General features: G+C 59.3%; 16 protein-coding genes. 12 read left to right on the top strand and 4 right to left on the bottom strand.

The window, feature by feature from the left end; all coding sequences use genetic code 11:
- Positions 1-2: 2 nt before the first annotated feature.
- The 11 genes from ACQZ6J_RS02245 (at position 3) to ACQZ6J_RS02195 (ending at position 13,259) form a co-directional block, all read left to right on the top strand.
- The gene (locus ACQZ6J_RS02245) at positions 3-623 is read left to right on the top strand and encodes a hypothetical protein (protein ID WP_449081633.1); all 621 of its coding nucleotides are present in this window, start codon (positions 3-5) and stop codon (positions 621-623) included.
- Positions 620-1,048 (top strand): DUF6950 family protein, encoded by a 429-nt coding sequence (locus ACQZ6J_RS02240; RefSeq protein ID WP_449081631.1) that lies wholly within the window; start codon positions 620-622, stop codon positions 1,046-1,048. Before ACQZ6J_RS02245 ends, ACQZ6J_RS02240 begins: the two co-directional genes overlap by 4 nt.
- A 103-nt stretch (positions 1,049-1,151) precedes the next feature.
- Positions 1,152-8,972, top strand: coding sequence for a phage tail protein (locus ACQZ6J_RS02235; RefSeq protein WP_449081629.1), 7,821 nt, complete (start codon positions 1,152-1,154; stop codon positions 8,970-8,972).
- Between the two features lie 4 nt (positions 8,973-8,976).
- Complete coding sequence (locus ACQZ6J_RS02230; protein ID WP_449081627.1) at positions 8,977-9,399, top strand: hypothetical protein; 423 nt, start codon at positions 8,977-8,979, stop codon at positions 9,397-9,399.
- Positions 9,389-9,799 carry a hypothetical protein gene (locus ACQZ6J_RS02225; protein ID WP_449081625.1) on the top strand — a complete coding sequence of 137 codons (411 nt, stop codon included), beginning with the start codon at positions 9,389-9,391 and terminating at the stop codon, positions 9,797-9,799. The genes ACQZ6J_RS02230 and ACQZ6J_RS02225 overlap by 11 nt, the downstream gene beginning before the upstream one ends.
- A 17-nt stretch (positions 9,800-9,816) precedes the next feature.
- A complete protein-coding gene (locus tag ACQZ6J_RS02220) occupies positions 9,817-10,485 on the top strand; it encodes a DUF4376 domain-containing protein (protein ID WP_449081623.1) in 669 nt (222 codons plus the stop codon).
- 10 nt (positions 10,486-10,495) lie between these two features.
- On the top strand, positions 10,496-10,705 hold the full coding sequence (locus ACQZ6J_RS02215; protein WP_163987796.1) for a hypothetical protein: 210 nt from the start codon (positions 10,496-10,498) through the stop codon (positions 10,703-10,705).
- Positions 10,706-10,866: 161 nt separating this feature from the next.
- Positions 10,867-11,499 carry a hypothetical protein gene (locus ACQZ6J_RS02210; protein WP_449081621.1) on the top strand — a complete coding sequence of 211 codons (633 nt, stop codon included), beginning with the start codon at positions 10,867-10,869 and terminating at the stop codon, positions 11,497-11,499.
- 122 nt (positions 11,500-11,621) lie between these two features.
- Positions 11,622-11,873, top strand: coding sequence for a hypothetical protein (locus tag ACQZ6J_RS02205; RefSeq protein WP_163987794.1), 252 nt, complete (start codon positions 11,622-11,624; stop codon positions 11,871-11,873).
- A gap of 77 nt (positions 11,874-11,950) precedes the next feature.
- Positions 11,951-12,280, top strand: a complete 330-nt coding sequence (locus tag ACQZ6J_RS02200; protein ID WP_163987793.1) for a hypothetical protein — start codon at positions 11,951-11,953, stop codon at positions 12,278-12,280.
- Between the two features lie 133 nt (positions 12,281-12,413).
- A complete protein-coding gene (locus tag ACQZ6J_RS02195; protein ID WP_449081619.1) occupies positions 12,414-13,259 on the top strand; it encodes a sugar phosphate isomerase/epimerase family protein in 846 nt (281 codons plus the stop codon).
- Between the two features lie 100 nt (positions 13,260-13,359).
- On the opposite strand, the gene ACQZ6J_RS02190 is transcribed toward ACQZ6J_RS02195, so the two are convergent.
- The 3 genes from ACQZ6J_RS02190 to ACQZ6J_RS02180 form a co-directional block, all read right to left on the bottom strand.
- On the bottom strand, positions 13,360-13,566 hold the full coding sequence (locus ACQZ6J_RS02190; protein WP_163987791.1) for a hypothetical protein: 207 nt from the start codon (positions 13,564-13,566) through the stop codon (positions 13,360-13,362).
- Positions 13,567-13,867: 301 nt separating this feature from the next.
- Positions 13,868-14,164 carry a hypothetical protein gene (locus tag ACQZ6J_RS02185; protein ID WP_163987790.1) on the bottom strand — a complete coding sequence of 99 codons (297 nt, stop codon included), beginning with the start codon at positions 14,162-14,164 and terminating at the stop codon, positions 13,868-13,870.
- Between the two features lie 126 nt (positions 14,165-14,290).
- On the bottom strand, positions 14,291-15,259 hold the full coding sequence (locus tag ACQZ6J_RS02180) for a polysaccharide lyase (RefSeq protein ID WP_449081617.1): 969 nt from the start codon (positions 15,257-15,259) through the stop codon (positions 14,291-14,293).
- Between the two features lie 348 nt (positions 15,260-15,607).
- On the opposite strand from ACQZ6J_RS02180, the gene ACQZ6J_RS02175 reads away from it, so the two are divergent.
- Entirely contained in the window at positions 15,608-16,747 is a 1,140-nt protein-coding gene (locus tag ACQZ6J_RS02175) for a GumK N-terminal domain-containing glycosyltransferase (RefSeq protein ID WP_449081616.1), read from the top strand.
- Positions 16,748-16,752: 5 nt separating this feature from the next.
- Here the strand turns inward: ACQZ6J_RS02175 and ACQZ6J_RS02170 are convergent, their stop codons facing one another.
- Positions 16,753-18,261, bottom strand: a complete 1,509-nt coding sequence (locus ACQZ6J_RS02170) for an oligosaccharide flippase family protein (protein ID WP_449081614.1) — start codon at positions 18,259-18,261, stop codon at positions 16,753-16,755.
- Positions 18,262-18,311: the final 50 nt, after the last annotated feature.

Raw genomic sequence — 18,311 nt, 5'->3', positions numbered from 1 at the left:
CGATGAAAAACATCACCTCCGCCTTCTTCGCGGCGCTGACCGGCGCGCGCGACAAGGGGCTCGTGCCCCGTCGTTTCGTCTGGATCACCGGCAAGGGTCTCGCCAGCGGCGCGCCGGCCTCGATCGGTCTCTGGACCGGCGATGACGACATCAACATCACCGTCACCTCCGGCGTCACCGGTCTGCCGGAGGCGCGGACCTATTATGGCGGCCTCAATTTGCAGGTGAGCCCGATCCCACGCACGGCGGATCTGACGATCCAGACCGTGACCATCACCATCGGCCAGATCGCGCCCGCCGTGCAGCAGCTCGTGCGCGGCTACGATCTGCGGCTGGCGCCGATCGAAATCCACGACATGACCTTCGATACCGACACGCGCCTGCCGAGTGCGGCCCCGGAAATCGCCTTTCTCGGCATTGCCGACGGCGCGCCGGTGAAGACGCCGGCCGTGGGGCAGGATGGCGATATCGAGATCTCCGCCATCTCTGCCGCCATCGCCATGCTGGAGCGCACCAACCCGGCCAAATCCTCCTACGAAGGCCAGAAGCGCCGCAGCGGCGATGAATTCGGCCTTTATTCCAGCACCGTAGCCAATTGGCAGATCCCTTGGGGGCAGAAATGAACAGCGATCTTGTCAGGGTCAAGAACTGGCGTGCCCGCTTCGTCGCCGAGGTCGATCGGTTGAAGCGCACGCCCTTTGCCTGGGGCAGCCATGATTGCGGGCCGGGGCTTGCCGGCAATCTGGTGCTGGCAATCACCGGCGTCGATTGCGCCGCTCAGTTTCGCGGCGAATATTCGACCGCCGCCGGCGCTCTGAAGATGATGAAGGCGGCGGGTTTCGACAATCTCGCCGATCTCGTCGGAAGCATGTTGCCCGAGATCCATCCGAGCGAAGCTGGCATCGGCGATATCGCCGCCATTCCGCACGAAGGCCCCTTTGGCTATGCCCTCGGTGTCGTCAATGGCGAACGCATCTTCGTGCTGCGCGAGACCGGGCTCGGCACGGTCGATCTGCTCGACGCCAAGCGAGCCTTCAAGGTCGGCTAATCCGGCGATACGCCATCAATCTATTTATCCCTGGCCGGTGACATTTCGGCGCGGCTTTGCCGCGACGACCCTTTCCCATGCGCCAATCGAGGTCGTCCGATCCATGAAATATCTCATCCTGCTTCTGAACGTCCTCGGCTTCTGGCTGATGGCGGATGCGGCCCATGCCGGCCCTCTGGTTGCTGCCATCGGCGTGATCGCGCAGCTTCTACCAATCGGCGCCATCGGCAAACTGTTTCTGACTGTTGCTCTCAATATCGGCCTGTCGCTGATCGAGAAGGCGCTGGCGAAGAAGGACCAGCCGCAGCCGGCCGGAACCAAGCTCGAGATCAGTATGGGGGACGATCATGCGATGTCCTTCATTATCGGCAGCTACGCGACCGCCGGCAAACGCAAATATGCCGGCACCTGGGGAGACGACGGCAAGACGCCGAATGCCTATTTCACCGATGTCATCGAGATCGGCAGCCTGCCCAATCGCGCCGGCGAGCGCGGCCTGACCAGCGTCTGGATCGACGACCAGAAGGTCGGCGTCCTCTGGGAGGAGCCGCATCCCGACGGCCGCGGCTTTCCGGTGCTGCAATATCGCGCCAACGGCAAAGACTATCTCTGGATCAAGTTCCTCGACGGCACGCAAACGAGCCCCGATCCCTTCCTGATCGCCAAATTCGGCAGCCATGCCGAACGTCCCTGGAAATCGACCATGATCGGCCGCGGCTGCCAGGTCGTCATTCTTACCTCGCGCTACAACACCGATCTGTTCTCCGGTGTGCCCTCCGGCCTTTTCGAGCCGCATCCGCTGCCGCTGTACGACGTCCGCAAGGATTCCTCGGTTGGCGGCAACGGCGCGCAGCGCTGGGCCGATCCGTCGACATGGCAGCCCAGCACCAACCCGGCGGTCATGATCTACAACCTTGCCAGAGGCGTCTATTACGGATCGGAATGGGTCTATGGTGGCCAGAACATCGGCGCCTTCTGCCTGCCGGCAACGAACTGGATCGCGGCGGCCAATGCCTGCAACGCATCCGTCCAGCTCGGCGACGGCACCAGCGAACCGGCGTTCCGGGCCGGTTATGACGTTCAGTGCGACCAGGAGCCGCTCGATGCCGTTTCGGAACTGTTGAAAGGCTGCAACGGCCGCATGGCCGAAGTCGGCGGTATCTTCAAGATGCTGGTGGGTACGCCGGGCGCGGCGGTCTATTCCTTCTCGGATGACGACATCGTCGTCACTGAAGAGCAGAGTTTTCAACCGTTTCCCTCGCTGTCTGCGACCTACAACGCCATCGAGGCCACATATCCCGAGCCGGCCGAAAAGTGGGCGACCAAGGATGCGCCCGGCCGCTACAACGCCGATCTTGAAGTGCAGGATGGCAATCGACGCCTGCCGGCGCAGATCCAGTTGCTGGCCGTCCCTTTCGCCAATCAGGTGCAGCGCGTCGGCCTGGCGATGATCCAGGATTATCGCCGCTTTCGCGTGCACCAGGTATCGCTGCCGCCGGACGCTTATCCGCTGGAGCCGAACGATGTCGTTTCCTGGTCTTCGGTTCGCAACGGCTATGACGAGAAGAAATTCCTTGTCGTGAAAGTGGAGCCGCAGCCCAATTTCCTCATCGTCGTCACGCTGAAGGAGGTCGATCCGGCTGACTACGACTGGCATCCAGATATGCAGTTGCCGACCGCTATCGGCTGGCTCGGCCCGATCACGCCCCCGTCGCAGCCGATGATCGGCTGGACCGTGGAGCCCGCGACGATCAAGGACTCCGGCGGCATCGACCGCCGTCCGGCGATCAAGATCAGCTGTGCGCCGGATCTCGACGACGTGAGAGGCGTTTGGGTGCAGGTGCGTCTCAGGGATACCGGCGACGTTGTTTTCGACAGTGACAGCAATCCCTATGCCTCTCCCTATTCGTGGGTGCTGTCCGGTCAATGGACTTTGGCCAATACCAATTATGAAGCGCGCGGTCGCTATCTCGCTAGATCCCATCGGGCAACGGATTGGTCGGCGTGGTTGACCGTCAAGACACCGAATGTTCTCATTCAGGCGGGCGACGTGCTCGACGGCGCAATCATCGCTTCCAAGATTGCCGATGCTGCCGTGACGGCCGCGAAGATCATGGATGACGCCGTCACCAATCTGAAGCTTGCCGACCAGGCCGTTTCAACCGCCAAGCTCGAGGTGGCGGCCGTTACGGCCGATGTGCTGGCTGGTGGCGCGGTGATCTCCGCCAAGTTGGCCGATGGTGCCGTCACGGCCACGAAACTCGCCCAGGGTGCCGTGGACGCCACCAGCCTCGCAAGCAGCATCAAGGCCGTCGAAATCGTCTCCGCTCTACCGGCGACCGCCAACGTCGAAGGCCGGCAGGTTTATCTCACAACGGATGGCAAGCTTTACCGCTATCACAATGGCGCATGGACGGCGACTGTTGCCTCGGTCGATATCAACGGCACGCTGACCGACGCCCAGATTGATGCTGTTGCCGCCACCAAGGTCACCGGCACGCTGGTTTCCTCGCAGATCGCGGACGCCGCGATCACGTCGGCGAAAGTTGCTGCGGCCGCTATCGATGCGACCAAGTTCGCCTCCGGTATCCGGCCCGTTGAAATCGTGTCGTCGCTGCCGACGACCGGAAATAGCGAAGGTCGCACCGTCTATCTCACGACTGACGACAAGCTCTATCGGTATACCGGAAGCGCCTGGATCTCGACCACTGCGGCGGCCGATGTGACCGGGCAGATGACGGATGCCCAAATCGCGGCCGTCGCCGCCGCCAAGGTCACCGGGACACTGGTCTCGTCTCAGATTGAGGATGCGGCGATTACCACAGCGAAATTCGCTTCCGGCATCCGGCCGGTCGAGATCGTCGCCACGCTGCCGACGACGGGCAACGTCGAAGGGCGGATGGTCTACCTGACCACCGACGACAAGCTCTATCGCTATACCGGCAGCGCCTGGACGTCGGCCACGCCTTCGACCGACATCACCGGTCAGTTGACGGATGCGCAGATCGCGGCCGTCGCCGCTGCGAAGGTCACTGGCACGCTGGTCTCCTCGCAGATTGCCGACGCGGCCATCACGAATTCGAAGCTCGCCGCGTTAGCGGTGGATGCCACCAAGCTTGCCGACGCCTCGGTCACGGCGGCGAAGATCGCCGATGCGGCCGTGTCGACCACGAAATTCGCCAGCGGCATCCGGCCGATCGAGATCGTTGCCGCGCTGCCAACGACGGGCAACGTCGAGGGGCGCACCGTCTACCTGACCACGGACGACAAGCTCTATCGGTACACCGGCGCTGCCTGGACGTCGGCCACGCCTGCGACCGACATCACCGGTCAGCTAACCGACGCGCAGATTGGTGCGATCGCAGCCGCCAAGGTCACCGGCCAAATCACCAGCACGCAAATCACGGATGGCGCGATCTCGACGCCGAAGCTCGCGGCTGGCGCTGTCACCGCGAACGAACTGGCCGCCAATTCCGTCATTGCCGCCAAGATCGCGGCCGGCGCCGTTGTTGCGGTGGCGATCTCGGCTGGGGCAGTCACCACGAACGCCATCGCTGCGGGTGCCGTCACGGCAACGCAGATTGCTGCGAATACGATCACGGCCGGTCAGATTGCTGCCGGCGCGATCGGCGCGACACAGATCGCGGCTGGTGCTGTTACAACGGCGAAGCTCTCTGCCGGCGCGGTCACCGCCAATGAACTTGCTGCGAGTGCCGTCACGGCTGGGAAGATCGCGGCCAACGCCGTTGTCGCCACGAATATCGCGGCGGGTGCGGTCACTGCGAAGAGCCTTCTGCTGCAGGATTTCGAGAACCTCGTCCCCAACGGGCGCTGGGAAGATACCGTCACCGCACTGTCGGCCTATTGGGCATTTAGCGGAACAGGATCTATCTCGCTTGTAAGCGATCCAGCGACTGCATTGACCGGAGCGAACTACATGCGGCTCTCCAAGGCCGCAGCTGGCGCCACTTCGGTCAACGTCCAGATGATCGACTATATGCCGGTGGTCGCAGGAGAAAGTCTCTATTGCGAGACTGCTTGGAGATCGGACGCCGCCGCGACGGCCGGCTTCTACTTCCGTGTGGGTTGGTATGACGGCAACAAGGTCGCTCTCGCGTCTCCTCAATCTATAGACGTTCGAGGCAACGTCGCGATGGGTACAGACTGGACTACCTGCTCGACCAAGATTGCTATTCCGGCAGGGGCCGATTTCTGCCGTGTCCAGTTCTATAATCACAACACTCAGACCACGGCGCTTTATGTCGATATCGACCGTGTTGTGCTGCGTCGGGCGAATGCGGCCAGCCTGATTGTTGATGGCGGCATCACCGCCAACTCCCTGGCTGCGAATTCTGTGACAACGGTCGCCCTCGCTGCTGGAGCTGTGACCGCGAACGAGATCGCCGCCAATGCGATCACCACCGGCAAAATCGCGGCCGGCTCTGTAACCGCAGCACAGATTGCCGCAAACACCATTACGGCCGGTCAGATCGCAGCAGGGGCCATCGGTGCCACCCAGATCGCTGCGAACACCATCACCGCCGACAAGATGGTTTTGGCCGACTTCACGAACCGGTGCGAGAATCCGAACTTTGGTGAGGGTAACGGTTCTTGGACTATAACGGCGGCTTCCTCCATCGTTAACGATCCGGCAAGCGCCTACGTCGGGAATTGCTATCTCAATGTGGGTGCCGGCATTAACGGCATCGTCTCGCGAAATATCAATATCTTCCCAGTCATTGCGGGCGAGCAATACTTTTTGCAGGCTTTCGCGAAAGTGACAGGTGCTCCGAATGTGGCGATCTCGCTCCGCATCCGTTACACGCAAGCGGATAAATCGACGTTGGTCGGAACGGGTGCTGTTACCATCCCGGCTAACGGTGCTGCGACCTACGCAGAGTATAATGTCAGTTCGTCGGTCCCTGCAGGTGCGGTCTATGCCTGGGTCGATTTCGCGACGAACAGCAGCGCGATCACAACCGGCAGCTACCAGATCGGTTTCGTCTCCTGCCAGCGGCGCAACGCGGGCAGCCTCATTGTCGATGGCGCTATCGCCGCCGCCAAGATCGCGGCGAATGCCGTCACCGCTGCTTCCATCGCTGCAGGTGCAATCACCACTGACGCTCTCGCTGCCAATGCGGTCACGACGGCGAAGATTGCGGCCGGCGCGGTCACGGCTTCGCAAATCGCCGCGAACACCATCACGGCCGGGCAGATCGCGGCGGGGGCCATTTCCGCCACCCAGCTCGCCGCTGGCGCTGTCACGGCGAAGAGCCTGGTCATCCAGGATTGGGAGAACTTGTTTCCCGACAACCAGATGCAGAGCGCCGCGTCCTGGTCGACGCTGAACAATAGTGTGATCAACCCCGCAACAGCCCAGGCATTCACGTCGAAGGGATCGTTAGATTATACCTACGTCGCTGGGGCCAGCTGGGTCCAGATCGCGACCGGAACATCTTTCGCCGTCGTGTCGGATCAGCAATACTTTGCGTCCTTCCAAGTGGTTCGCACCTCCGGAACGCAGTTTGGCCTTTGGTTCCGAGTTCATTGGCTCGACGCTTACGGCAGCCTGCTGAACCCTGACACCTATGCGACGGTCTACACAACCACCGTTGCGACGGCGAATGTGGTGGACGGCGTGCAGACCCTATCCGCCACGATCACGCCTCCGGCGAACGCCTTCGGCGCACTGCTCAAGATTTATGCCAACCGTGATTACACGGATGGCAACTTCTCCGTTGGAAGCATCAGCTTCCTGCGCAGGGCGACGGCCAACCTGATCGTCGACGGCACCATCACGGGCACAAAGATCGCTGCCACCACGATCACGGCCGCTCAGATCTCTGCAAGTGCCATCACCGCAACCCAGCTGGCGGCCGGTGCTGTGACCACCGCCAAGCTTGCTGCCGGCGCAGTCACCGCAAACGAATTGGCCGCGAATGCCGTCACGGCCGGCACGATTGCAGCCGGCGCGGTATCGGCCTCGCAGATCGCAGCCGGTGCCATCACGGCTGATAAGCTCGCCTCCAATGCGGTGACGACGAATGCTCTGGCGGTTGGCTCGGGCAAGAACCTGCTGCAGAACGCCAATTTCGCTTCAGGTACCGATTGCTGGGCTTACACTCTTGGCGGCGGCTCTACCGCCGTCACATTCGCACTTCGCCAGCCTCCCGCTACATGGTCTGGCGCGGCGCAGCCTACGCTCATGGTGGACAAGGAAAGCGGGCCGGATACAGGAACGACCTATGTCGATGTCCGCTGGAAGCGGCCGGATGAGGCATCTCTTGCCGTCGTCAACCTCAAATATGGGGTTCCTTGCACGGCAGGAGAGTCGTTCGAGGCCACCTCTTATATTGCCGCTCATCGGTGCATTTGCGAACTGCGCATCGAATGGAGAGATGCGACCGGGGCTACCCTTGGCTATTCCTCCGTTGATACCAACAATGCCATTGCGTCGAGTTCAACGGACCCCGATACATGGCCGCGTTTGCGGACAGTCGGTGTCGCTCCGGCTGGTGCCGTCTGCGCCGGCATTCATATGCGCAAACGAGATACCAACGCGGGCCAGACGAACAGCTACATGTTCGTCAACAAGCCGATGCTGTGCCGCATCCCGGCCGGGGCGACCGAGCCGACGCCCTGGAGTGATGCCGGCGTCGTCCTGATCACCCCGAACGGTATCGTCGCGAATGCGGTGACGGCTGACGATATTGCTGCGAATGCCGTGACGGCCGGCAAGATCGCCGCCAATGCTGTGACTGCTGGCACGATTGCGGCCGGGGCGGTCACTGCGACGACGATCGCGGGCGGCACGATCACCGGTGATAAGCTCGCCGCCAACACCATCGGCGCAGATCAGATTGCCGCAAATGCCATCACCGCCAAGCAGCTTGTCCTCACCGACTTCTCCAACATGGCGGACAACGGCTGGCAGACAGGGACGCTCGACGGCTGGACCATACAGAACGTCCAGAGCTTTGCTAACGACGCCACCGCTGGAGATGCTGCAGGCTACGTTCTGCAGTCGCTCGGCCGAGATTGCGCCCGCTCGAACTTCGTCGCGGTCACACCGGGGGATGTCTACGCCTTCGACGTCTGGGTGAAGAATGCCGACGCGAACACGGCTCAGGTCACGGCGATAACGATGACGCCGAGCGGGACTGTCGGCTATGCGGCAGTGACGAGCACGACGACGAAGAACGGCTGGGTGCGGCTGCAGGGGCGATACACTGTTGCGAGCGGCGTCTCAAAGCTCGCCATGCTCCTTCAGGTGGTCAAGACCGCTGGCACCGGCAGTTCCTGCTACTGGTCGAATCCGGTCATGCGTCGTGCCGTCTCGGCCGAGCTGATCGTGGATGGTTCGATCACCGCCAGCGCGATCGCCGCGAATGCGATCACGGCCGCGCAGATCGCCACGGGCGCGATTACCACCGACAAGCTGATCCTGGGCGGCGTCACCTACGACAAGATTGCCACTGGCGCTGTCACGGCCATGACCGCTGGCCGAAACGCGGCGGGGCAGACCATCGGAGCAAACCAGCGTGTCTCTGTAGCAGCGACGGGAATCACCGTTGCCGGTGATGGTCGCGTCATGATCAGCGCGATGACGATCGGTCAGTACAATCAGAACGGAAGCAGCACCAGCGCGCAGGCCATCGGTTGCGACATCATCCGTGATGGCGTGGCGATCTTTAGCCAGACCTACTATCTCGGCGTCGTTCAGACCGTCGTGACGAGCAGTGGCGGCGGTGGCGGCAGTGGTTCCACAACGCAGACCACTTACACGGCGGGTCTCGTTTCCGTACCCGCCCTCTACGATGCGCCGGGCGACGGGTACCACACCTACACCATGAACATCTACTGCCCAGGCAACACGATTGTCTGGAATGAAAGCAACGTTATCGCAATTGCGTTCAAGAGGTGACGCCATGCCATCGACAATCGTCCACTACATCATCTTCGCCACCGACGGCCGTATCCGCCAAAGCGGGCATTGTGACCGTGAGGCCCTTCCCAAGCTGGTTACCCTGTTCGGCGACGGTTACGCGGTCATGGAGGTGCCCGAGGCGCAGTATCGGCTGGATATCGACGCAACTTCCTACGTGCTCGATGGCGTCATTACCCCTAAGGCGGTCGCGCTCGATATCACTGAATTCACCGTCCAGGCTGATGGCGTGAAGAAGGTGCGCTTTGCCGTGCCGGCCGGCACTTCGGTCGTTCATGCCGGTGCGATCGTCGCCATCGAAGACAACCTCTTCGAGTTTTCGACCGACGTTCCCGGCGATCACCGGGTTCCCTTCATCGCTCCGGCTCCATTCCGCCATTTCGAGGTGACCATTCATGCAGTTTAACGTGCTCGCCGATCCCACCCGGGAACGCATCCAGGCGCAGGCCGACATAGACCATCAGGTCAGCCAGGCCCGCGCTCTCTTCATCACGCTCACGCCGGGTCAGGAAGCGGTCTATGCCGTGAAGCTTGCCGAGGCGCAGCGGATTGCAGCCGACTACCACAATGTGCCGGAGGGCGAGACGCCTCACATCGCGGCCGAGGCAGCCGAAGATGGCGTTAGCCGTTTCGAGAAAGCGGCCGAAATTCTAACGCGCGACCAGCATTGGAAAGTCGGCTCGCAGATGATCGAAGCGATCCGCCGATCGGCGAATGCCGCCCTTGCCGCCGCCAAAACCGCCCCCGAAATCCGCGCCGTCACCGTCATCGATTGGCGGGCCGTGCGTACTTTTGCCCAAGCCTAACGAAGGAAAGGACTACCATGTATCGCATAGACAGCATGTATGAACCGATGGTCGAGGCGCTGCTTGCGGCTCGCTCGGAGAACAAGGCCGATCGCTGGATGGCCTGCGCCGCCTTCTGGCTCGGCCGACAGCAGATCTACAATGTGCCGGACTTCTGGCTTGCGCTCGCCGCCAAGATCACGTCCGGACTGGATGCTGCCGACAAGGAGGCCATCCTTGATCAGCTCAGCAACAAGGAAGCGGCCCTGGTCAGCTCGGCCGGGGATTGGCCGGAAACGCCGGAAAGCCTTCTGGCCGTCGTCGCCGGCTGGTCTCCGGAACCGGCTCCGGTCGATCTCTATGCCTATGTCGCATCCAAGCGCTATGTCGTCGAGACGGGTGGCATCGTCATCAATGGCATGTCCGTCATGACCGATCGGGGAAGCCAATCGCTGATCACCGGAGCCTACAACTATGTGCAGGCGAACCCGGAGGTGACGGTGAAGTTCAAGACTGCGGCCGGCTTTGTCGAGCTGACGGCCGCACAGATGACCGCGATCGCCAATGCGGTCGGCGCGCATGTCCAGGCGGCTTTCGCCGCCGAGGGCGAAGTCAACAGCCGGATCGTCGCCGACACCATCACCACCACGGCCGAAATCGACGCCTTCGCCTGGCCGTCCGGCGATGCGATGGCATCTACTGTTTAAGGAGCCATGAATGTCTACCTATGCGAATTCTCTCAAGAAGCAGGTCGAGTTACTCCAAGGCGAAGTCGAGGTTTACGCCAAGGCGGTTGATCGCCTTGCCGAACAACTTGCCGAGAAGGAGGCCCAATTGCGCGCGGTTGCATCCCCCGGCAAGGTCGATGAATCAGAAACGCCTCGAGCAGACGACTCGGAGCAACAGGTGAGTGAGTCGGTTCGATAGGCCTGGGCCCCGGCGCCGCTCTTCACCTGGGCGGAGGCCAATGTGAAAGCCAAATCGGGCTTGGTCATGAGGGCAGCCGGCTTCAACGGATGATGTTTGCGCTAAGCGTCCCATCCGCGTTCTGCAGTATAAATTCTATCATTGGAATCGGAATAAAGGACATGGACCACGCGAAATTCTTCGCGACGGTGCGCCCGTCATTATTTGGCGGGCGCCTGTCGACAAAGCAGGTCAACGGTATGGAGGTAATCCTTGCCGGATGGGAGATGACCTCCTTCGATCCTCGCTGGCTGGCTTACATGTTGGCGACTGTCTATCACGAGACGGACAATACCATGTGTGCCGTCTCGGAAAATTTGAACTATTCGGCGGCCGGCCTGCGAGCAACATTCGGAAAGTATTTCAATATCGAGCAGGCTGCTGCTTATTCTCGCCAGCCGCAGCGGATTGCCAACCGCGCCTATGCAAACCGTATGGGAAACGGCGATGAAGCCAGCGGTGACGGTTGGCGCTATCGTGGTCGTGGTCTTGTGCAGATAACCGGGCGAGACAATTACGCCAAATACGGCATCGTCGATGATCCAGATATGGCTTTTGATCCGCGCAAAGCGATCGACATCCTTTTCGATGGCATGATCAACGGCCGCTTTACCGGCAAAAAGCTTGTCGACTACTTCAGTGCTATCGGTTCCGACTGGATTGGCGCGCGTCGCATTATCAATAGCACGGATCGCGCCGTCGATATCGCCGGCTTTGCCAAAAAGTTTGCGGCAGCGATCGAGCACGCCCGATAGATTTGCCTGGGGTCGGACTACCGAAGATACAGCCGATACCCAGCGCGCCCAGATCCCAAGAACTCAGAGTTTCGGCGGCATCGTGTCGGCGGATAGCTTAATTCAACTTAAAAGGGAAATCTATGTTCAATACAAACACCCTGCACAATATGTTGAATGTTCTGATCGCCCTATCGGCGCTAATGATTGCGGTCCTTCTCGCAACGGGTTGCACACAACTTGCCGACGGCTCGCTGGAATGTTCGCAATCTTTTATCGGCCCAGGCTATGCCGCCGCCGGCGTTGCAGTTCTGAGTACGATAAAAATCGTCGTCAACATCATGCGCGATGGTGTCGCTGGTTTGATAAAGCCACAGCCGCCCGTAGACCGATGAGACCATTTTACCGGCTGCAAGCCTAGGTAAATCGGGCCGCAGCATTTCAAAATCCGAGACATTGATCGAGTAAAACGATGACGATACACGAATTTCTGGATGCATTGGGCATCAAAGTCGGAGTCGTCATCGCTGGCCTCTCCGGCGGGATTTTACGCGGCCTTTCCAGGCGCCGATATACGATGCGCGAGATCGTTGCATCGCCGATCTGTGGCGCGCTTGCTGCAACTTACCTGACCGAGCCCGCGCTCTTTTACCTGCGAGCCGTCAACTGGCCTCTACCGCAGAAGGATGTGGCCGCCATGAACGCGACGGCTTTCGTTGTAGGAGTGTGCGCAATGTGGATTGCCGATCTGGTCTTCGATGCCATCTCCAGATGGGTCAAAGGCGGCCATGAAATGCCATGACGGCTTATCACTTGAATGCGCTGATCGGAATACGACCAAGAGATGCAATCCATTGGATGTTTTCGGTTGATCTCGCCGTAAGCGAGCCTATGTCTTGGTTATCTTTTGCGGCCAGTAAGAATAGGAAAGCCCTATGGTTGATCTATCGGATCGTTTTGCGGTTTCAACGTGGTCATTGCATCGCGCGCTCGGCTCCACCTATCCTTATAAGCCCGGCGATCGTTCGCATCCCGCCCGTCAACCGACTTACGGTGAGGGCACAATCGAACTGATCGACGTGCCGCGGCAATGTGCCGATCATGGCGTGTTTCGGCTCGAGATCTGCTCCTTTCATTTGCCGAGTCTCCTTCCGGATTATCTTGCCGATTTTCGCAAGGCTGCTGAAAAAGCTGGCGTGAAAGTTCAGGCGCTGCTGGTCGAAGACGGTGATCTCAGCAATCCTGAAACGGGCCAGCGCGATGCCGAATGGATGGCCAGCTGGATCGATGTTGCCGTGGCTCTTGGAGCGGAAAACATGCGCGTGATAGCCGGGAAAGCTCGGCCAACAGATGCTGCTTTGACCTTGGCGGAGGATCATCTGCGCCGGCTGGCCGAATTTGCCGCTGAGGCAGGGATCCGTCTCGTCATAGAAAACTGGTTTGCCCTCTTGCCGGGACCAGCAGAGGTTCATCGAATTCTGGATGCATTGGATGGCAAAGTCGGTCTCAACGGGGACTTTGGCAATTGGGAGGGCGCCGACAAATACGACGACCTCGCAAAGATCATGGGTCGCGCCGAGCTTTGCCATGCAAAGGGGCATTATTCAGTGACCGGTCTCGACGCAGAGGACTATACCCGTTGCGTCGTGCTTTCCAGGGCAGCCGGCTATGGCGGCCCTTTCACCCTGATTTATGACTCGACATACCATCAGGACGAATGGTCCGGCATACTTGAAGAGCGGGACTGCATCGCGAATGTTCTAAGGGATGTGGCGCCATAGTCAGAGCGTTCCATAACAACAACAACCGAAGCCGCGCTTCGGTTGGCAGAGTGGTGCTATGGTTTTACGAATCCGGAAATGAGCTGCCTAGCCTTGATCCTCAATGAGATTCATAGGCATGCAAAGCGCCCAGAAGCTGATCTTGTGTTTGATAGCCGGCATCGTAGAGATCGATAGCCACGTTGGCCGCCGACAGGCCTTCCTGACTGTGCAATCTTATGCTGCGCTCGGCGCACCAGGCGAAAAGAGCGCCTGCGAGGACATCAATGTCATCGGGATAAAGCGGCGCGTTGACCATCATAGACATTCGCTACACCATTCATTGTTGGAGCTGACCCGGGTGGGTTAAAGCGAACACTGCTTTGGTTTTGGAAATTTGCAACCGCGTTCATCGCGGGACGTTAACGTCGCCTGACAGGGAGTGGGTGCCTGTATCTTAATGTAACAGCAGTTCGTTTCGGCACATCACTGCAGGACTCGATGCTTCTCGATCTGAGCCGGATGTGTGAAGCCGTCTTTTCTGTCGTGCGGGTCAACAAACAGCAGGGCGCCGAGCATAATTGCCAGCGCCACCAGAAGGGATAAGGCGAGCCTTAGCCCAGAAGGCATCATTGGTGAACGGGAAGAGACGCCTTGACCGCGGCCTCAATCAGCTCCTCGGCATATGAAAGTGCCGACGCCGTGTCTTCTCCGTCGAGCTTCAGCTCCCTGCACTTGTGATGCATCGCGCGACGAATCTGTGCCAGCAGAACCGTGTCGATGTCGACTTCACCTTCATCGAAGACGTGCGTCAGCGCAGATTGAGCTACGATCTCCAGAACGGCAACTCGGCCCTCGATCTCACCGAGTGACGGTATTGCATTTCTCTTCACATGCTGTTTGCAATCGCGATGGGTCGTAAGCATTTCGGTCGCCTCCTTCACGAAAAAGGATAACTATTGAGACGGAAAAAAGTTCAGTCTCACTGTAAAAAAATGCTCGCAGACTTGCCTCTTACTCTATTGGCAGCGATGGCCTGGTCTGGTTGCCTCTTATTTCATTGGGCAAAGGGTGGGATCCGACAACACATCGGCACAATAGGGCGAGCGACGAAAATCGTCATAGTATAGCGTCCATATCGTGGTATCGGCTGCGCGATAGGGGCCGAATTTGAAATATTGATTCTTTCCTAGTCCGCTGTCTGCGTGTCCAATGTGGCCGCTTACGGTAACAATCCATTTATTGTTGGCGAATATTTCAATATGACCTGACCCATCCGGGCCGGGCTTGCTGTAGATGGCAAAATCTATCCATCCCGATGCTGGCGTCGGCAGCTTGTTGCCGCGATCGACTACTTTTATTGCATCCGTGCATCCGGTAAATTCTTCGCCGTCGCTTTCAGTCCAATTGCCATCTGTGGCGACCAATGCACGCATTTGATTGGTGTCCTGACGGAACCAGACCGGCGTTTCGCCGTCGTGGCAGGCCTTGTTGTCGCTTCCAGCCTCTTGTTTCTTGATGGGCGCAACATAGTTGGTTTCAACCGTTGCGAAGAGCTTACCGTTGTTGAGTCTCAGTGCCAGGAAGGGACTGAAGTCGCCTTTTGCGTTCGGCCCGATCTCCCGTTTCCACTGTGCAATGAGATAGCGGTGATCGCCGGAAGGAATGGGATCGGCGAACTTCACGGCAAAGCCGTACCAAACTCCCTGATCGTAAGGCACGCGATATTTGGTGCGCTCCCAGATTTCTGCTCTCTCGCTGCAGTTTGCTTTACCCGGCGGGCAGAATGGCTTGACGCTCAGCTTCAGCGCTCCGGTACCAGTGCGCTTTACTTTCGATTGAAATTCGACCGTCCCTGCCTTTTGCTCAAAGTTGTCTCGATAGTAGAGGTGCCCGGATGGTGCAAAATCCGTACCATCGAAGCCGTCCCTCAGTACCAGTTGCGCCGGATTGTCCGCCAGAGTTGGTGTTGCTGCGCAGGTGCAGGCCAAAATGGCGGGCAGTGCGTATTTTGCGTTCATGCTGAGCATTCCTCTGGCGGGACATTATAGAGCCCTATCAATGACCTGTTCGCTTCATCTAAGCAAGCGGAGGCAACGTGGCCCAAGCCACATCGATGGCCCTCACGTCGATCCCGGTCAAATCCAATGAGTGCAACCTAATAATGTGCTGATTGATGCTGCAACTTTAACCGCATGTTAGACGCTCTGTGGTTCTTATCCTCGAAGATCGGGCTTTGGTTGCGGCGATTAGCGCCCCGGACATGATTGTCCGCTGCCGCGACCGCATCGACGTTCTGATGTCGGTCATGAATTGAACCGACCGAGGGTTGCTGTTGGGGACTGCGTTTGGCAAACGGGAAATCGGAGTTGGCCACAAGTGGCATCGAGCGACCGCGAAAGATCGTTATTCTGACCTCGCATGCATTTCTGCGCGGCTATCGCAAAGCGTCGATCCACTTCATCGCATCCCGTTGGGCCGAGCAGGGACATGAAGTCGATTTTGTCACCATAGGGCACAGTTGGCTGACCTTGCTCAAGGATCGTCCACGCTTTCGTGCCTTGTACCAAGATCAAGGGAACCGGTTCCAGACCGTAGCGACCAACCTGAGAGCGGGTGCCTACCTCCCGCCATTGCATGCGTTCAGTTCCGGCAATCGCTTTCTGAATGCAGCAAATGCGATGCTCTTTCGGCTTTATGGCAGCTATCTTCCGCATTTTGCGCGACGCGCCGTTGCTGGCGCAGATCTGGTACTGATTGAGAGCGGCTCCGCGCTCGCCTTCTTCAACAAGGTCAAAAAGCTGAATTCGGCGGCACGCACTTTGTATTTTTGCCGTGACCTGCTGCGCAGCATAGGGGCCGCACCCGTGCTCCAGCATATTCAAGCCGACCAGATAGGACGTTTCGATGCCGTCTGCGTTCCTTCGAAACGGTTGGGTGCGCTGCTCCCACCGGGAGGACGTGTTCGGGTCATTCCTCAAGGCGTTGACGCCGCGTTATTTGATCGCGAGCAGCCGTCGCCATATCGATCCGGCAGTCGCAATGCTGTTTCCATCGGCAACATGCTCTTTGATCAGGCTTCGGTCGCCGCCATGGCGACGGCTGCTCCGGACGTAAATTTCCACGTTTTCGGGGCCGCATGGAATGGTTGGGCGCAGCCAAACGTGACGATCTATGGTGAACGGGACTTCGAAAGCATCGTTCCTTATCTGCAACATGCGGACTTCGGTATTGCTCCCTATCGCCTCACGGCAGAAGAGGTCTATCTCGCGGAATCGAGTTTGAAGCTTGCGCAATACAGCTATTGTGGCCTGCCGATCCTGTTGCCTGATCTCGTTCCCTTTGCCCGAGCCAACGGCATTGCTTATCGCCTTGACGGAGAGACTGCGTGGCGAGAAAAGATCGATGCGGCTTTGGCGATGCGGCGTTCTGCGGCTTTCCGGGATGGGATAATGACGTGGGATGCGGTTGCGCGCCAAACCTTGGCGGCCGCCTTCGAAACGCAGTGACCCGCTCAGCCCGGCGCTAGAAAGTTCAGCAACCGATTGGCGATCGGACGTGATGCTCCGGGCAGCTTCTGTCCGGCCGTATCCATCAGGATCCGAATATCCTCGGGCGTGACCAGGCGCAGAAAGCGGATTGCCAGGATATAGGCGATTGCTCCGGCCGGGATGGCGCTTGCAAGCGCGGCCGGTCCATCGAGACTATAGACCGCGATGCCTGCGGCGCCGGCGCAAAGAAGTGCGGCAAGCATCGTTTTTGCCAAGACTGCGATGGGGACCAGCACTCGGACATGTCTTCGGGCCATCCAGCCCAGTAAGATGAACGTGAGCGTGACGATCGTTGCCCGAGCTAGAGCGGCGCCTTCGAGGCCGAGCAGGGGAACGAAGATGGTCAGCAGGAATATTGTCGATACGCCGCTTGCGATTTGTACCCGAAGCAAAACAGCGCTTCGTCCCGAAGCGCCGATTATACCCCATGGGATCACAGAGAGACCTGCGAGCCAGACAAAGGCAAGCAGCGTGGCCGCAGCAGGAACGGCAGGCTCGAAAATATCGCCGAAAATCAGCGGCAAAAGCTCGGGCATAATGGTTGCTCCACCCAGGCTGATCGGCAGCATGACCAAGGCGACTATGCGGATAACGCGGGCATAGGCTGCATCAAGCGCCTGCTGATCATTTCGTGTGTGTGCCTCGGTGAAGCCGACAATCAATGCCGGCGAGATCTGGAGCATGATCTGTTCGATGAGACCGGCCAGACCCAGGCCCGCGGCGAAGTAACCGATGCTGGTCGGAGAGAGAAAAACACCGAGAAAGAGAAATTCGATACGGGAAAGGACAAGAATCTCGATGAGGTCGCTGAACCACATGTAACGGCCGTAGCGCAGCATTTCCGGCGTCAGAGTGCCTTGCGAGCGTTTTGTCGTCGGATCGATATAGCTGCGCAATTTCAGTGCTTGCGGTAAGTAGCGGGCGACGTAGCCGACCAATGCCCCTGTCGGGCCCAGCAACCATGCTCCGGCGAAGACAAGCGGAACTTGCATCGCGCCGCCCAGAAGGGTGGTGCGAGCCGTTTGACCGAATTGATTTCTTCCGCGAGCCACGGCCGTCGAGAAAACGTAGAACGCATAGCTCAGGAAGAGAACCCCGGTAACCAGCCAGAACCAGGCATGGCGTGCGTCGCGGTGAGCGTAAGTGATGGCGGCAAAGAGAACAATGGCCGCACCCACCATGCAGACCGAAATGAAAAAGCTGCGCAATGCGCTGCCGACGAGTGCTTTCCATGCATTGCCGTCGCCCGAGAGGCTGCCTGCATTGCGCAGCAAGGTCTGAGGTAGGCCCATGTCCGCCAGTGCGGCGGCTGATGTTGCAACCCATAGTGCATAAGCGACCTTGCCAGAACCTGCTGGACCCAGCAGACGAGCCGCAATGATGCTGCTCGCGAAGCCTGCGGCCAGAGATATGAATGTCGCTGCCATGCTGATCAGCGAGCTTTTGAGAAGATTGGATACGGACGCGCTCATGGCCATCTATCTTGAAGGTTGACGCATAACCTTGTGTTAAAAGCCGGCTG

This window comes from Rhizobium sp. A37_96 (assembly GCF_053521765.1).
The sequence above is the reverse complement of the archived record's forward strand: the minus strand, read 5'-3'. Positions and strand labels throughout refer to the sequence as shown.